General features: G+C 73.6%; 12 protein-coding genes. 4 read left to right on the top strand and 8 right to left on the bottom strand.

Going from position 1 to position 16,515, the window contains the following annotated elements; translation table 11 throughout:
* Window positions 1–199: 199 nt before the first annotated feature.
* The 3 genes from ACGH52_RS30020 to ACGH52_RS30010 are packed head-to-tail and all read right to left on the bottom strand — an operon-like array spanning window position 200 to window position 3,266.
* On the bottom strand, window positions 200–1,489 hold the full coding sequence (locus tag ACGH52_RS30020) for an ABC transporter substrate-binding protein (protein ID WP_210974594.1): 1,290 nt from the start codon (window positions 1,487–1,489) through the stop codon (window positions 200–202).
* Window positions 1,489–2,322, bottom strand: coding sequence for a carbohydrate ABC transporter permease (locus ACGH52_RS30015; protein WP_361465470.1), 834 nt, complete (start codon window positions 2,320–2,322; stop codon window positions 1,489–1,491). The genes ACGH52_RS30020 and ACGH52_RS30015 overlap by 1 nt, the downstream gene beginning before the upstream one ends.
* Window positions 2,319–3,266 (bottom strand): carbohydrate ABC transporter permease, encoded by a 948-nt coding sequence (locus ACGH52_RS30010; RefSeq protein ID WP_076976855.1) that lies wholly within the window; start codon window positions 3,264–3,266, stop codon window positions 2,319–2,321. Before ACGH52_RS30010 ends, ACGH52_RS30015 begins: the two co-directional genes overlap by 4 nt.
* A 152-nt stretch (window positions 3,267–3,418) precedes the next feature.
* Between ACGH52_RS30010 and ACGH52_RS30005 the strand changes: the two genes are divergently transcribed.
* Window positions 3,419–4,285, top strand: a complete 867-nt coding sequence (locus ACGH52_RS30005) for a phosphotransferase enzyme family protein (RefSeq protein ID WP_399943801.1) — start codon at window positions 3,419–3,421, stop codon at window positions 4,283–4,285.
* A 40-nt stretch (window positions 4,286–4,325) separates the two neighbouring features.
* Here the strand turns inward: ACGH52_RS30005 and ACGH52_RS30000 are convergent, their stop codons facing one another.
* Both ACGH52_RS30000 and ACGH52_RS29995 read right to left on the bottom strand, forming a co-directional pair.
* A complete protein-coding gene (locus ACGH52_RS30000; protein WP_121703546.1) occupies window positions 4,326–5,060 on the bottom strand; it encodes a 3'-5' exonuclease in 735 nt (244 codons plus the stop codon).
* A 117-nt stretch (window positions 5,061–5,177) separates the two neighbouring features.
* A complete protein-coding gene (locus ACGH52_RS29995; protein WP_059298327.1) occupies window positions 5,178–6,425 on the bottom strand; it encodes an SAV2148 family HEPN domain-containing protein in 1,248 nt (415 codons plus the stop codon).
* 366 nt (window positions 6,426–6,791) lie between these two features.
* Here ACGH52_RS29995 and glgX point away from each other — a divergent pair, with 366 nt between their 5' ends.
* Window positions 6,792–8,900, top strand: coding sequence for a glycogen debranching protein GlgX (gene glgX, locus ACGH52_RS29990; RefSeq protein WP_399943797.1), 2,109 nt, complete (start codon window positions 6,792–6,794; stop codon window positions 8,898–8,900).
* Window positions 8,901–8,971: 71 nt separating this feature from the next.
* Window positions 8,972–11,458 (top strand): malto-oligosyltrehalose synthase, encoded by a 2,487-nt coding sequence (gene treY, locus ACGH52_RS29985; RefSeq protein ID WP_399943794.1) that lies wholly within the window; start codon window positions 8,972–8,974, stop codon window positions 11,456–11,458.
* Between the two features lie 6 nt (window positions 11,459–11,464).
* On the opposite strand, the gene ACGH52_RS29980 is transcribed toward treY, so the two are convergent.
* Together ACGH52_RS29980 and ACGH52_RS29975 are read right to left on the bottom strand one after the other, a co-directional pair.
* On the bottom strand, window positions 11,465–12,790 hold the full coding sequence (locus tag ACGH52_RS29980; RefSeq protein WP_121701103.1) for a M14 family zinc carboxypeptidase: 1,326 nt from the start codon (window positions 12,788–12,790) through the stop codon (window positions 11,465–11,467).
* A gap of 237 nt (window positions 12,791–13,027) precedes the next feature.
* The gene (locus ACGH52_RS29975; RefSeq protein ID WP_059298320.1) at window positions 13,028–13,579 is read right to left on the bottom strand and encodes a DUF1707 and FHA domain-containing protein; all 552 of its coding nucleotides are present in this window, start codon (window positions 13,577–13,579) and stop codon (window positions 13,028–13,030) included.
* Between the two features lie 171 nt (window positions 13,580–13,750).
* Here ACGH52_RS29975 and treZ point away from each other — a divergent pair, with 171 nt between their 5' ends.
* Window positions 13,751–15,496, top strand: coding sequence for a malto-oligosyltrehalose trehalohydrolase (gene treZ, locus ACGH52_RS29970; RefSeq protein WP_399943789.1), 1,746 nt, complete (start codon window positions 13,751–13,753; stop codon window positions 15,494–15,496).
* A 57-nt stretch (window positions 15,497–15,553) separates the two neighbouring features.
* Here treZ and ACGH52_RS29965 read toward each other — a convergent pair whose 3' ends face one another.
* Window positions 15,554–16,492, bottom strand: coding sequence for an aminoglycoside phosphotransferase family protein (locus tag ACGH52_RS29965; protein WP_210974589.1), 939 nt, complete (start codon window positions 16,490–16,492; stop codon window positions 15,554–15,556).
* Between the last annotated feature and the right edge of the window lie 23 nt (window positions 16,493–16,515).

Raw genomic sequence — 16,515 nt, 5'->3', positions numbered from 1 at the left:
CGGGCGTGTGGGACGCGTCGAGTGCGTCAGCGGCGGGGGGACCCCGGGCCGGTCAGGGCTCCGGGGCCACGACGCATCCTGATGGAGTGCGTGCAGCCCCGGCCGAGACCGGAGTTGAAAATCGCGTTGAAAGCTGCCACGGAGGGGACGTTAGGCGGGCGCGTGCCCGCCGGGCAACGGGTTTTCGCGCGGGCGGCCGTCAGCGCTGGTAGCGGGCGAGTACGAGGTTGCCGTCCTCCTCCAGTCTGCGGCGCAGTTCGTCCGTGCCGATCGCTCCGCTGTAGTACTCCTGGAGCGCGGGCGTCGCCACCTTGTCCTTCCACTCGGCGTAGCCCCGTACGGACTGCGCGGGCGCCGACCGCAGCTGGGCGGCGAGCGCGGTGCCGGTGGCCCAGCCGTGCTCGGCCGTGTGCAGGGCGGGGTCCTTCAGTGCCTGCTCGCCGGTGGGCAGCATCCAGTCGCCGAGCGCGAGGCGCACCATGTTGTCCGGCCGGAGGAGGAAGTCGACGAACGCGGCGGCCTCCTTCTTGTGCGGGCTGTCCTCGGCGATGGACAGGGTCTGCGGACTGACCCCCTGGGCGAGACCGTCGGCACCGGCCGGGGCGGGCAGCACCTGCCAGTCGAAGCCCTCGGGTGCCTGCTGCTCGATCTGCTGGCGGTAGGAGAAGCCGAGCGGCACCATCGCGTACCTGCCCGCGAAGAAGCCGGGCAGGGTGTCGGAGCCGCCGCTGCCCAGGGTGGTCGGCGAGGCGCTGCGGTCGGTGCCGACCTGGTCGTGGATGGTGCGGGGCACCACCTGGTCGCCGTCCTCGAAGCGGACGGTCACCTTGCCGTCGTCGCCCCGGTGGAACAGCTTGCCGCCGGTGGACAGGGAGAGGTTGAGCGTGGCGGAGACGGGCTCCTTGAGCGGCCAGGCCACCCCGTACGTGCCGTCGCCGCTCAGCTCCTTCGTCACCTGCCGGAACTCCGCCCAGCTCCAGGGGCGTTCCGGGGTCGGGATCCGGACGCCGGACTTCCGGAGCAGGGTCGCGTTGGCGATCAGCACCCGCGGCTCCTGGAGGAACGGCACGCCGTAGACGCCGTCGCCGAAGGTGACCGTCTCCCAGCTGTGCCGCGGTATGTCCGACTTCAGCCGCGCGGGCAGCAGTCCGGTGAGGTCGGCGAGGTAGCCGCCGTAGGCGAAGTCGGCGAGGTCGTCGGAGGCGTCGTGGATGATGTCGGGCGCCTCGCCGCCCTCGAAGGAGGTGAGCAGCTGGTCGTGGACGCTGTCCCAGCTGCCCTGGACGTACTCGACGCGCACGTCCGGGTGGGTGGCGTTCCACTCCCGCACCAGTTCCTTGTTGGCCTGCACCGACTCGTCCTGCCAGGCCAGGGACTGGAAGCGCAGGGTGATCCGGCCGTCGTCCGCCCCGTCGCCGCCGTCCGAGCAGCCCGCGAGGAGCAGGAGCACGGAGACGCACAGGGTCACGATCCTCGTACGCGCCCGCATCAGCTCTTCACCGCCCCGGCGAGCATGCCGCCCGTGATCCTGCGCTGGATGAGCGCGAAGACCACCAGCGAGGGCAGGGTCGCGAGGAAGGCGGCCGCGGCGAGCGGTCCGAGGTCGGCGACGCCCTCGGCGCCGATGAAGTGGGTGAGGATCACGGGCAGCGTCTGTTTCTCCGGTGTCTTCAGCAGGACCAGCGCGAAGAAGAACTCGTTCCACGCGGTGATGAACGCGAACAGGGCCGTCGCCACGATCCCCGGCGCGAGCAGCGGCGCGGTCACCGAGACCAGGGTCCGCAGCCGTCCGGCGCCGTCGACCGCGGCCGCCTCCTCCAGCTCGCGCGGTACGGCGCGGACGTATCCGGCGAGCATCCACAGCGCGAACGGCAGCGACCACACGACGTACACCATCACCAGGCCGGGCACGGAGTTGATCAGGCCGAGGTTCTTGAGGACCAGGAACAGCGGGATGATCAGCAGGACGAAGGGGAAGGCCTGGCTGACCACCACCCACCCGGTGGCCGCCTTGGCGAGCCGGCCGCGGCGGCGGGCCATGACGTACGCCATCGGGGTCGCGATCAGCACCGCGATCACGGCGGCGCCGAGCGCGGCGAGCAGGGAGTTGAGCCCGGCGCGCAGCAGTGGCTGCTCGTCGAAGGCCTGCCGGAAGTTGTCGAGGGTGGGGTTCTTGGGGATCCAGGTGGGGTGCAGACTGGCCAGCTCGCGCGGCGGTTTGAACGCGGTGGAGATCAGCCAGAGGAACGGGAAGGCCAGGAAGACCAGGTAGGCCAGCAGCGCGACGTACTGGCCCGTGCGGGCCGCGGTCGAGGTCCTCACGCCTCGTCACCTCCCTTGGACTCGCCCCGGAGCCGGCCGACGAGGAAGACGGCCAGCAGGATGGAGATCACGGCGACCATGACGCAGCCCATCGCCGCCGCGTAGCCGAACTGGCCGTAGCGGAAGGCCTCTTCGTAGGCGAAGAGCATGGGCAGCCGGGTGCGGCCGCCGGGGCCGCCGTTGGTCAGCACGTAGACCAGGGCGAAGGAGTTGAAGTTCCAGATGAGGTTGAGCGCGGTGATGGCGAGCGCGACGGGCCTGAGGGCGGGCCAGGTGACCGTGCGGAAGCGGCGCCAGGCTCCTGCGCCGTCCACCGCGGCCGCCTCGTGCAGCTCGCGCGGGGTGTTCTGCAGTCCGGCGAGCAGCGCGACCGTCGTCTGCGGCATCCCGGCCCAGACGCCGACGACGATGACGGCGGGCAGGGCGGTGCCGAGGCCGCTGAGCCAGTCGTGGCCGCCGCCGAGGCCGAGGTCGCGCAGGGTCTCGTTGAGGATGCCCGCGTCCGTGTTGTAGACCAGCCGCCACATGATGCCGACGACGACCTCGGGCATCGCCCAGGGGATGATCGCCAGGGCCCGGGCCAGCCAGCGCAGCCGGAGGTTCTGGTTGAGCAGCAGGGCGAGACCGAGGGCGAGCAGGAACTGCGGCACGGTCACCCCGACGGCCCACACCAGGCCGATGCGGAACGACTCCCAGAACAGCGTGTCGTGCAGCAGGTCCTGGAAGTTCAGGGTGCCGATCCACTGGGTGGGCTCCGTGCGGCCCGACTGGGCGTCGGTGAACGCCAGCAGGACGCCGTAGAGCAGCGGCCCCACGCTGAGGACCAGGATGGGGATCAGCGCGGGCAGCACCAGGAACCAGGCGCCGTGGTCCGGCGCGCCCCGCGGGGCGTCCCGGCCGGGCGCTCGGCGCACGGGCCCTCTCGGCTCGGTCACCAATGTCACGTAATCAACCCCTATGCGCGGCTCGGGTGGGCCTGGTCATGGTCGTGAAGTGACCGCGTCCCGTCAAGGGCCCCGGACATGCTCCCACCTGTGCGAATGGGACACTGGCCGACGAACGGCGGGAACCGGTACGGACACGGAGGCGCGGGACGATGGACGAGGCACGGGCGCGGGAGGTGCTGGCCGCGGCGGGAGTGCTGCCCGGCCCGGCGTCGCGGGCACGGCTGCTGGCGCTCGGCGAGAACGCGGTGTTCGCCGCCGGTGACCTGGCGGTCAAGGTGGGCCGCGACGCCGAACTCCTCGGCCGGGCCCGCCGGGAACTGGCCGTCGCGCTCTGGCTGGAGGAGGCGGGCGTCCCGGCGGTGCGGGCGGCCGAGCCGACGGCGCTGTCCGTCGAGGGGCACCCGGTGACCGTGTGGCGGCGGCTGCCCGAACCGGTGCGGCCGACCGAGCCCCGGGACGTGGCGGCGCTGCTCCGGCTCGTCCACGAACTGCCCCTCCCCTCCTCCTTCGAGCTGCCGCCCCGCGAGCTGCTGGGCGGGGTGGAACGCTGGCTGCGCCTGGCGGGCGACGTGATCGACCCCGCGGACGCCGCGTATCTGCGCGAGCGCAGGGACGGCTTCGCCTCGGCCGCCGCCGCGCTCACCCCGCACCTGACGCCGGGGCCCATCCACGGGGACGCGCTGCCCCGCAACGTGCACGTGGGCCCGGACGGGCCGGTCCTGATCGACCTGGAGACCTTCTCCGCCGACCTGCGCGAGCACGACCTCGTGGTGATGGCACTGAGCCGGGACCGCTACGGACTGCCCGCCGAGGCCTACGACGCCTTCACCGCGACCTACGGCTGGGACGTGCGCGAGTGGGAGGGCTGCGCGGTGCTGCGCGGGGCCCGGGAGACCGCCAGCTGCGCCTGGGTGGCCCAGCACGCGCCGAGCAACCCCAAGGCACTGGCCGAGTTCGAGCGCAGGGTGGCGTCGCTGCGGGACGGGGACCCCGCGGTGCGCTGGTACCCCTTCTGACCCGCGCCGTCCGGCCCGCCGGCCGTGCGGCGGGTCCGGGTCAGACCCGCTCGTCGGCCGGCTTCCCGGCCGACTCGCGCAGCGGCCAGACCCCGTCGACGACGGCCGTGGCGTCGCCCTTGCGGCGCAGGAAGCTTTGGAAGTCCGCCGCCCACTCGGCATACCACTCGATCTGGCGGCGGTGCAGGTCCGCCGGACCGAGGGCCGCGACCTTGGGGTGGCGGCCGGCTATCGCGCAGGCCAGTCGGGCGGCGGCGAGGGCGTCGGCCGCGGCGTCGTGCGCGGCGTCCAGCGGGACGCCGTACTCCCGGCAGACCGCTTCCAGATTGCGCTTGCCCCGGCGGTAGCGGTCGACGGAGCGGTCGATCGTGTACGGGTCGATGACCGGGGCCGGGTCCAGGCCGCCCAGGCGCTCGCGCAGGGACGGCAGTCCGTGGCGCCGCAGCTCGGCGGAGAGCAGGGTGAGGTCGAAGGCCGCGTTGTAGGCGACGACCGGGACGCCCGCCTTCCAGTGGTCCGCGAGGACGTCGGCGATGGCGTCCGCGACCCGGTCGGCGGGGCTGCCCTCACCGGCCGCGCGTTCGTTGCTGATGCCGTGCACCGCGACCGCGTCCGCCGGGATCTCCACTCCGGGGTCGGCCAGCCACTCCCGCCGGCCGAGCACCTCGGAGCCCCTGACCTCGATCACGGCTCCCGTGACGATGCGCGCCTCGTGCGGATCGGTGCCCGTCGTCTCCAGGTCGAAGCCGATCAGCAGCTCCCGGTGCCAGCCCATGGGCGGTCCCCCTTCTTGGTGGTGCTTTCCCCCAGTGGTCTCCACCTTCCCACGGGCCACTGACAATCAGAGGATCGCATTCCGCTTACGCCCGCACGGATGCCGGGGGGCGACGTTTCATGACACCGGGCGCGAATCCGCCCACATCAGCTCGAACTCCTCCCGGTAGGTGGGGAAGAGTCCGCCTTCTTCCAGCCGGTCCGACTTCACGACCTTTCCCCCGTTGCGCCCGTTGCGCAGGACGAGGACGGGTGCCTCCATGCCCCGGGTGCGTCGCAGGTAGGACTGGACGACCGCGATGCCGTCGGCGCCGTCCCCGTCGACGAGGTAGGCGGTGAAGCGGGGCGTCTCGTCGAAGACCTGGATCTCGAAGGCGCCCGGGTCCCGCAGCCGGGCCCGCACCCGGCGCATGTGCAGGATGTTCATCTCCACGGCGCGGCTCAGCTCGCCCCGCTTGATGCCCAGTTCGCGCTCGCGGCGCTTGATCGCGCTGGAGGCGGGGTTCAGGAAGAGCAGCCGCACCCGGCCACCGGCCTCCGCCATCCGCAGCAGGCGGCGGCCGGAGAAGTTCTGCACCAGCAGGTTGAGGCCGATGCCGAGGGCGTCCACGCGGCGGGCACTGCCGAACAGGTCCTCGGCGGGGAACTGGCGCAGCAGCCGCACCCGGTCCGAGTGCACGGCGACCACGTCCGCGTAGCGGTCCCCGACCAGGTCCTCCACCGCGTCCACCGGGAGCCTGCGCGCGGACGGCACGTCGCTGCCCGCGCCGAGCACCTCGAGCAGCCGTGCGGAGGCCCGCTCGGCCTGGTTCAGGACCGCCTCGGACAGGGCCCGGTTGCGGGAGACGACGTTGCGGGTGACCTCCAGCTCGTCCAGGGCGAGTTCGACGTCGCGGCGCTCGTCCACGTAGGGCTCGAAGCAGGGCCAGTGCTGCACCATCAGCTCGCGCAGCTGGGGCAGGGTGAGGAAGCTGAGGACGTTGTCGTCGGCCGGGTCGAGCAGATAGCCCTTGCGGCGGCTGACCTCCCGGACCGCGACGGCGCGCTGCACCCACTCCTGGCCGGCCGGACCGGCGGCGGCGACCACCCAGTCGTCACCGTGGACCGGTTCGTAGACCGGCCGCAGGACGGCGGCCACGACGGCGCGCAGCCGCTGCTCGACGAGATTCAGCCAGATGTAGGCCCGGCCCGCCCGCTGCGCACGGGTGCGCACCTCGTTCCAGGCCCCGGCGTCCCAGTCCAGCTCCGGACCGATCGCGCCCGCGTTCATGGGTCGCGCCAGGGACACCGCACCGGGCGGGACGTCCGTGGAGTTCCCCTGGTGACCGTCGTCACCAGGAGGCAGCTCCAGCCCTCCCGAGCCCACCCGAGTACCGCCTTCCGCTCCCCCGGACACTGCCGGGGACACCCCGTCCCAACGATCAAGGAAGGGTACTCCGGGAGCGGTCCGCGGTGCAGCCCGATGGACGGGCCGGTTTTGCCAACCTCCTTGATCCCAAGGCGTGTTCCTTCGATGCTCACACCGGGGAGTGAGGGGATTCATAGCGGTGACGCGGGGTGGGTACCGGAAGGTGGCTTCGCGCCCGTTCCCGGGAATCATGCGGGGGGAACGTCCCGAGGGTGGGTAGGAGGACGTACGTGCTAGGTGGTCGCCTCACTTTCGGGGAGACTTCCGGGGGACTCGGAGCCAAGGCGTCCGCACCGGCGCCCCACACCTGAAAGAGTCGTGTTCATGCAGGTCTGGCCTGGAGAGGCGTATCCACTGGGTGCCACGTACGACGGCGCCGGCACCAACTTCGCGGTCTTCACGGAGGCCGCCGACCGAGTAGAGCTGTGTCTGCTGCACGACGACGGCTCGGAGACCGCGGTCGAACTGCGGGAGAGCGATGCCTTCGTGCGGCACGCCTACGTCCCGGGGGTGATGCCGGGGCAGCGGTACGGGTACCGCGTGCACGGCCCGTACGCCCCGGAGCGCGGGCTGCGCTGCAACAGCGCCAAGCTGCTCCTCGATCCGTACGCGCGTGCGATCAGCGGGACGGTCCAGTGGGGCGAGGAGGTGTACGGCTACCACTTCGGCGAACCCGAACGGCGCAACGACCTCGACTCGGCCCCGCACACGATGACGTCGGTCGTGGTCAACCCGTACTTCGACTGGGGCGACGACCGGCGCCCCCGGACGGAGTACCACCACACGGTGATCTACGAGGCCCATGTGAAGGGCCTGACCATGCGGCACCCGGGCCTCCCGGAGGAGCTGCGCGGCACCTACGCGGCCCTCGCGCACCCGGCGCTGATCGAGCACCTCACCGGGCTCGGGGTGACCGCGCTGGAGCTGATGCCGGTCCATCAGTTCGTGAACGACCACCGGCTGGTCGACATGGGCCTCAACAACTACTGGGGCTACAACACGGTCGGCTTCTTCGCCCCGCACAACGCGTACGCCTCCTGGGGCGACCGCGGCCAGCAGGTGCTGGAGTTCAAGTCTGCCGTCAAGGCGCTGCACGAGGCGGGGATCGAGGTGATCCTGGACGTGGTCTACAACCACACCGCCGAGGGCAACCATCTGGGCCCGACGCTGTCCTTCAAGGGGCTGGACAACCCCTCGTACTACCGGCTGGCCGACGACCCCCGCTACTACATGGACACCACGGGGACCGGGAACTCGCTGCTCATGCGGTCCCCGCACGTCCTCCAGATGATCATGGACTCGCTGCGGTACTGGGTCACCGAGATGCACGTCGACGGGTTCCGCTTCGACCTCGCGGCCACCCTGGCCCGGCAGTTCCACGAGGTGGACCGGCTGTCGTCGTTCTTCGACCTGGTGCAGCAGGACCCGGTGGTCTCGCAGGTGAAGCTGATCGCCGAGCCGTGGGACGTCGGCGAGGGCGGCTACCAGGTGGGCAACTTCCCGCCGCTGTGGACCGAGTGGAACGGCAAGTACCGGGACACGGTGCGGGACCTGTGGCGCGGCGAGCCGCGCACGCTGGCGGAGTTCGCCTCCCGGCTGACGGGTTCCTCCGACCTCTACCAGGACGACGGGCGCCGTCCGCTGGCCTCGATCAACTTCGTGACCTGCCACGACGGCTTCACCCTGCACGACATGGTGGCCTACAACGACAAGCACAACGAGGCCAACGGCGAGGACAACCGGGACGGCGAGAGCCACAACCGCTCCTGGAACTGCGGGGTCGAGGGCGACACCGACGACCCGGCGGTGCTGGAGCTGCGGGGGCGGCAGATGCGCAACTTCATCGCCACCCTGCTGCTCTCCCAGGGCGTCCCGATGATCAGCCACGGGGACGAGTTCGCCCGCACCCAGCGGGGCAACAACAACGCCTACTGCCAGGACAACGAGCTGGCGTGGGTGGAGTGGCCCGAGGACGACCCCGACCTGCTGCGGTTCACCCGCGCGATGGTGTGGCTGCGCAAGGACCACCCGGTCCTGCGCAGGCGCCGCTTCTTCCACGGGCGCCCGGTGCAGGGCACCTACGACGAGCTGTCGGACATCGCCTGGTTCACCCCGGAGGGCGCGGAGATGACCCAGCGGGACTGGAACTCGGCGCGGGCGTCCGCGCTCACGGTGTTCCTCAACGGCAACGCGATCTCCGAGCCCGGCACGCGCGGGGAACGCATCGCCGACGACTCCTTCCTGCTGATGTTCAACGCCGCGCCGAAGCCGCTGGACTTCGTGGTGCCGGTCGACCACGGCCGGCAGTGGGAGGTGGTCGTCGACACCTCGCTCACGACGGGGGTGCCCGAGGGCACGGGCCCGAAGGTGCAGGCCGGGGACCGGCTGACCCTGGTGGACCGGAGCCTGACGGTGTTGCAGCGGCCGGTGTAGACGGCTCTCCCCTTGCACCCGTGCAGGGGGACGGTGACAGGAAAGGCGGCGGGGCGGGTACGTAGGGTTCCATGACACCTGAGCGACCCGACCCGGTGCCGTCCCCGGCCTCTCCCGCCTCCGCCGTCCCTTCCTCCTCCCCCGCCTCCCCCTTCCCGCCGTCCTCCGTCCCGTCGGCCACCTACCGGCTCCAGTTGCAGCCGTCCTTCCCCTTCAAGGCCGCGGCGGCGGCCGTGCCGTACCTTGCCTCGCTCGGCGTGTCCCACCTGCACCTGTCTCCCGTCCTGGAGGCGGTCCCGGGCTCGCTCCACGGCTACGACGTCGTCGACCACGCGCGCGTGCGCGCCGAACTGGGCGGCGAGGAAGGGCTGCGGGCGCTCTCGCGCACCGCGCGGGAGCACGGTCTGGGCCTGGTGGTGGACATCGTGCCCAACCACATGGCGATGTCGCCGCGCCACAACCGAGCCCTGTGGGAGGTGCTGCGCGAGGGACCCGGGTCGCCCTACGCGCGGTGGTTCGACATCGACTGGCAGGCACAGGACGGCCGGCTGCTGCTGCCGGTGCTGGGCGCGCCGGTCGGCGAGGTGCCGGCCGACCTCCGGGTCGACGGCGACGTGCTGCGCTACCACGAGCACGCCTTCCCGCTGCGGGACGGCACCGCGGACCTGCCGCTGCCGCGGCTCCTGGACGCGCAGTGGTACCGCCCGGTGTGGTGGCGGCTGGCCCGCACCGAGCTGAACTACCGGCGCTTCTTCAGCATCTCGGAGCTGATCGGCGTGCGCGTGGAGGACCCGGAGGTGTTCGAGGCCACGCACGGCACGATCCTGCGGCTGCTGCACGAGGGCGTGGTCGACGGACTGCGCGTCGACCATCCCGACGGCCTCGCCGACCCCGGCGCGTACCTGGAGCGGCTGCACCGGGCGAGCGGCGGCAGGTGGACGGTGGTGGAGAAGATCCTCGCGGACGGGGAGCGGCTGCCCGCCGCCTGGCCCGTCGCCGGCACCACCGGCTACGACGCCCTGCGGCACGTCGACGGGCTGTTCACGGACCCCGCCGGGTACGGGCAACTGCTCGACCACTACCGCCGGTTCGCCGCCCCGCAGGCGGACCTGGGCGGGGACTGGGCGGCGACGGTGCGGCGCGCGGCGTACCAGGTGCTCACCCACGAGCTGGCCACCGAGCTGGACCGGCTGACCCGGGTGGCGCACCGCCTGTGCGGCACGGCGCCGGACCCGGCGCTGCGCGACCGGGCGCCCTGGGCGCTGCGCACGGCGTTGCGGGAGCTGCTGGTGCGGCTTCGGGTGTACCGGCCCTACACCTCGGTGGACGCGGCGGCGGTCGTCACCGAGGAGGCTGCGGCCGAGGCGCGGCTCGCCTTCGCGGTGCCCGAGGAGGCGGACGCGGTGGACGTCGTACGGGGTCTGCTGCTGGGGCGGTACGGGGACGGTCCCGAGCACGTGGAGTTCAGGACGCGGTTCGCGCAGACCGCGTCGGCGCTGCGCGCCAAGTCCGTCGAGGACACGGCCTTCTACCGCTACGTGCCGCTGCTGTCGGCGACCGAGGTGGGCGGCGACCCCGGCCGCCCGGCGGTGTCGCCGCAGGAGTTCCACGCCTACTGCGCGCGCGTGCAGCGCGACTGGCCCGCCACGGGCACCGTCGTCTCGACCCACGACACCAAGCGCAGCGCCGACGTGCGCGCCGCGCTGGCGGTGCTCACCCAGTGCCCCGCGCGGTGGGCGGACGCGCTGACGGAGGTCACGGGGCTCACCGGCACGGACGAGGGCCAGCCGGACGGGCAGCTGGCGTGGGCGGCCTGGCAGACGGTGTTCGGTCTGGGCCCGGCGGACGGGGAACGGGTGCGGGAGGCGCTGCTGAAGCATGTGCGCGAGGCGGGCACGCACACCAGCTGGACCGAGCAGCAACCCGCGTACGAGGAGGCGGTGGCCCGGTTCGTGGCGGCGGGGCCGTGCGGCGCGCCGGGCGAGCGGGTGGCCGCCCTCCGCGACGCGCTCGCGCCGCACGTGCGGGCCAACGTCCTCGGCACGGCCCTGGCCCATCTGACGATGCCGGGCGTGCCGGACCTCTACCAGGGCACCGAGCACGAGTACCTGGCGCTGGTGGACCCGGACAACCGCCGCGCGGTGGACTTCCCCGCCGCCGGGGACGAGGGCTGGGCCGGGGGCGCCGGGGAGAAGGCGGCGGTGACCCGCGCGGCGCTGGCGCTGCGGGCCCGGCGGCCCGGCACCTTCGGCGACGCGGGGACGTACGAGCCGCTCGCCGCCGAGGGCACGGCGGCGGCACACTGCGTGGCGTTCGTCCGCTCCGGTCGGGTCGTGACGGCCGTGACCCGGCTGTCGCTGCGGCTGGCGGAGGCGGGGGGCTGGCGCGGCACGACGCTGCCGCTGCCGCCCGGCAGGTGGGCCGACACGCTGGCGCCCGGTCGGGAATTCACGGGGCACGCGCGCGTGGAGGACCTGTTCGCGGACAAACCGGTGGCGCTGCTGGAACGCGTGGAAACGGCGGAGGCAACGCAGGGGACGCGAGGGGACGGAGGCTGAGCGGCGTCAGTCGCGGTGCATCGGCACCGCGGCCTCGGAATCCCGGCCGGGCCCACCCGGGCGGGAGCCGGCGCCGACCCGCCGCCCGGCCAGTTCGAACGCGGCGAGTACCACCCGGGTCTGGTACTCCACCTGCCGCCCGACCGGTATCCAGTGCGCCGCGCAGCCGTCGCGGTAGTCGGCGCAGCCCTCGTCGACGAGCCGGTTCACCTCGGCCAGGACGCCCGCCGGATCGCCCCCGGTACGGGTGACCAGCTGGTGCAGCAGCCCCGCGGTCCGCAGCGACAGGCGCCGTCCGGCCAGCCGCAGCGCGACCAGGTGGGAGGTGTTCATCGGCGGCAGGGAGCGGCCCGTCCCGTCGTCGGTGTCCGGGTCCCACGCGTCGGCGAGCCGCGGACAGACCAGCAGGTAGTCGTCGACCGGTGCGAGCAGGTGCGCCGCCTCCGGCACATCGGCGAGGTGGGGTCTGAGCCGGGCGAGGACGCGGTGCAGACGCCGGGTGTCGTGGCGCAGGGTGCGGCTCACGGTGCGCAGCGCCTCGTCGCGGTCGGCGGGGGGCGAGGAGTCCGCCACGGCCGCCACGGCCCACATGGGCGCCTCGACGACCGCGGTGACGGTGCCGTGGCGCCGCGGGTGGGACCACGTCGAGTCGACGGCCGCCTCGGTGATGGCGGCGGTGAGGTCGCCGCGGCGGGGCGGCGGGATGCGGTAGACGGCGGGTCCGAGGTCGGGCCAGTACAGGGTGTCGTAGGCGCCGAGTTCGCGGGGTATGCCGAGCCGGGCCGCGGTGTGGGCGATGCGCTGGGCGAGGCCGGGCAGGTCGTGGGTCAGCTCGACGAAGCCGCCGCCGACGTCCACGCCGTGCAGGGAGCACTGCAGGAAGGGCCGCAGTTCCTCCTGGAGCGCGAGCAGGGTGCGGGTCTCGGGCAGCGTGGCGCGGTCCGGGCCGTCGGGCAGCCACTCGGGCTGCTCCAGGAAGCCGGGCCGGAAGAAGTTCCGGGCGTAGCGGCCCAGGGAGTAGGGGCCGGTGAGCCAGCCCTCGTTGCGGCGCAGGCCGTCGGGGTCGACGCACAGCAGCAGGTTCCAGGTGGCGTCGGCGCCCTCGGTGAGCCGGGGGTCGGCGAGGGCCCGCTCGGCCAGCCGCAGGGCGGTGGCGCCGCCCACGGGCTCGTTCGCGTGCGGTCCGGCGACGACGAGGACCTGGCGGCTGCCGTGCCCGACGGAGAGCAGCAGCAGCGGGCTGCCCGCGCGGGAGGTGCCGACGCGGCGCAGCCGGGCGTTGCGGGGGTGCCGGGCGACGAGTGCGGCGGCCCCGGTCCCCAGCTCGTCCACGGTCGGGTAGCGCAGGAGGGGCGGCAGGGCACACCTCCACGAAGCGGGCCGTCGATTCACCTGGAGTGCGCGGTGTACGCACAGTCAGTCACGACTTGCGGGGTACGTCAACACCGCGAAAAGCAAAGGGGTTTGCGCCACCGACACGGCCACGACTGCGCGTGAGGCGCGGGCCATGGATCTACCCGGTCCGCGTCGGAACGCCCGGCCCGGGGCCCGGGAAGGAGGCCGGTCGCGTCAGTTCGACGCCAGACGGAAGGCCATCTGGCCGAAGCCGATCTGGTCGCCCTCGCGGACGACGGCCGCGCCGATCACCCGCCGCCCGTTGACCGTGGTGCCGTTGGTGGAGCCCAGGTCACGCAGCACCCACATGCCGCCCTGGAAGCTGAGTTCCGCGTGCACCCGGGAGACCGTCTCGTGGCTCAGCCGCAGTCCGCTGGCGGGGTCGCGCCCTATGCGCAGCGGATGTCCGGCGCCGGGATGGGGCAGCAGCAGCTTGGGCAGCCGCTCGGCCCGCCACGCCCGGCCGAGCCGTACGCCGAACCCGGACACCGCCTCGACGGTGCCGAAAACCAGCCGCGACAGCCGGCCCTCGGTGGACAGGTCGGCGGTGAGCGCGGCCAGCTCGTCCAGGCGGCGGGCGGCGAGCGCCAGCTCCATCCGGCGGATGAACGTGTCGTGCGACAGACGCCCCATGGCGACGCCGTCCCGGAGCACGTTCAGCGCCTTGTCGCGCTCCGCGTCGGACAACCGCGCGGGGTACACGGGGAACTCGAAGGACGACGTCACGCAGCCGATTGTGGGTCAGCGGCGCCGGGGTGTCCAGCAGACGGTCCGTCGGCCGGGGCCTGCGGCGGGGCCGCGGCGGCGCCGCGAGCGGGCCAATCCCCAGCGGAATGATCCGGGGTGGAGGACCATGGACGGGTCGCATCACGGTGAGCAGACGAAGGGGAACCGTCCGTGCAGTTCGAGGTGTGGGCACCGCAGGCCGGCCGAGTGACGTTGCAGTGCGACGGCGCCACGCGCGCGCTGGAGCGCGATCCCGAACGGCCGGGGTGGTGGCGCGGTGAGGCGGAGGCGCAGGACGGTTCGCGGTACGGCTTCGCGGTGGACGACGGGCCGGTGCTGCCGGACCCGCGCTCGCGCCGCCAGCCGGACGGTCCCGACGGGCCGAGCGCGGTCGTCGACCACGGGCGGTACGCGTGGCGTGCCCCGTGGGCGGGGCGTCCGCTGCCCGGCGGGGTCCTGTACGAGCTGCACGTGGGGACGTACACGCCCGAGGGCACCCTCGACGCCGCCGCCGCGCGCCTCGACCACCTGGTGCGACTGGGCGTCACCCACGTCGAGTTGATGCCGCTGTGCCCCTTCCCCGGGCGGCACGGCTGGGGGTACGAGGGGGTCTCGCTGTGGGCGGTGCACGAGCCGTACGGCGGGCCCGAGGCGCTCAAACGGTTCGTCGACCGGGCGCACGCGCTCGGCCTGGGCGTGGTCCTGGACGTGGTGCACAACCACCTGGGCCCGTCCGGCAACTACCTGCCCGCCTTCGGCCCGTACTTCACCGACACCCACCACACGCCCTGGGGCGTCGCCGTGAACCTGGACGCGCCCGGCTCCGACGAGGTGCGGGCGTACCTGGTGGACAGCGCGCTGGCGTGGCTGCGGGACTACCGGCTCGACGGGCTGCGCCTGGACGCGGTGCACGCGCTGGCCGACACGCGCGCGTGCCACTTCCTGGAGCAGCTGTCGGCCGCCGTGGACGACCTCGCGGCCGATCTGGACCGGCCGCTCTTCCTGATCGCCGAGTCCGACCTGAACGACCCGCGGGTCATCACCGCGCGCGCGGAGGGCGGACTGGGCGTGCACGCGCAGTGGAACGACGACTTCCATCACGCGCTGCACACCGCGCTGACCGGGGAGTCGCAGGGCTACTACGCCGACTTCGCCCGCGATCCGCTGGCGGCGCTCGCCAAGACGCTGACCCGGGGCTACTTCCACGACGGCACCTACTCCAGCTTCCGGGGCCGCTCGCACGGCCGTGCGCTGGACCGCGGCCGGGTCGCCGCGCACCGGCTGACCGGCTACAGCCAGACCCACGACCAGGTCGGCAACCGGGCCGAGGGAGACCGCCTGGCCTCCCTGGTCTCCCCCGGACTCGCGGCCTGCGCGGCCACGCTGACGCTGACCGCGCCGTTCACGCCGATGCTGTTCATGGGCGAGGAGTGGGCGGCCGGCACGCCGTGGCAGTTCTTCACCGACCACACCGACCCGCAGTTGGCGGAGGCGGTACGGCGCGGCCGGCGGCGGGAGTTCGCCGCGCACGGCTGGCGGGAGGAGGACGTGCCCGACCCGCAGGACCCGGCGACGCGCGAGCGCTCCTGCCTCGACTGGTCGGAGCCGGAACGCGAGCCGCACGCGCGCGTACTGGACTGGTACCGGCGGCTGATCGCCCTGCGCGCCGAGCAGCCGGACCTGACCGACCCCGACCTGGCCGACACCAGGGTGGCGTACGACGGCGCGGCGCGCTGGCTGGCCTTCCGGCGCGGTGACATCCGGGTGGCCGTCAACCTGGGCACCGAACCGGCGGAGATCCCCCTGGGCAACCGTCCCGCGCGGGTGCTCGCGGCGTGGGAACCGGTCGAGGGCCCGGGCGCGGACGGAATACTGCGGGTGCCGGGCGAGTCGAGCGTGGTGCTGGCGCAGGAGTGAGGAGTGCTCCGGGTGCGGAGCCCGTGCGCCCGCTCCGGGCAGCCGCCTGACGCGCTCTCAGGCGGTCTCGTCGGGGTCGTCGTCGCGCAGTTCGGTCACGCGTTCCAGGAGGATCGGTTCCCAGGCGTGTCGCAGTCGGGTCCGCAGCAGGGGCAGGGGCGGCGGCGTGCCGGACCGGTCGGTCAGGGCCCGCGCGAGGTCCACGACCGCGTCGCAGCGGGCCAGCCACAGGCCGCGCAGGCAGGGCCGGGCGCCGTATCCGGCGAGGGTGGCGGCGCGGACGGCGGCCGGTGAGCCCACGGAGAGGGCGAGCCCGGCGATGTCCTCGGCCGGGTCGCCGAGGACCGTGTCGCTCCAGCCGAGGACGCCGCGCACCCGTCCGTCGGCGCTGACCACCAGGTGCCCGCCGGTCAGCCCGTGGTGGACGAGAACCGCCGCGCCCGGCTGGACGCCGAGCTGGGCCGTCGCCTCCCGGGTGAGCCGCTCCGGCCGCGCGGCGTCGAACTCGTCGGCCGCGGCGAGGACGCGGGCGGCGTGCTCGGCGGACTGCCGCAGGGACTCCAGGGAGCGCGGGGCCACCCGCGGCACACCGAGCGTCTCGGCCTGACGGACCGGCACCTCGCGCAGGCCGGTGAGCACCGCCGCGAGGTCCGCCTCGCCCAGGGCGGACACGTCGTGGTCCGCACCCGAGCCCCCGGCCACCTTGGCGTCCAGCGTGTAGGTGAGGCCCGGTGCCCACTCGCCGTGCGCCACGCTCGTCGGCAGCGCGACCGGGACGTACGGCCGCACCAGTTCGCGCAGGCGCAGTTCGCGGCGTCCGCGCACCGCGGCCTCCCGATCCGTGGCCAGCCGCAGGACGTGCCGGGGGCCGACCCACCACGTGGCGGGTTCGGCGCCCTCGGCGACCGGCCGGACGTCGGGTGCCGTGCCCCCGCCCAGCAGGGAGGCGACCAGTCGGCGGACGGTGTCCGCGGTGGGTGTCGGTGCCTGGGTCATGTCGCGCCGTCGTCCTCCGGGTC

It is taken from the genome of Streptomyces sp. BBFR25, assembly GCF_044590125.1.
Classification (GTDB): Bacteria; Actinomycetota; Actinomycetes; order Streptomycetales; family Streptomycetaceae; genus Streptomyces; species Streptomyces canus_D.
Note: the sequence above shows the minus strand (reverse complement) of the source record. Positions and strands in the feature narration are given on the sequence as shown.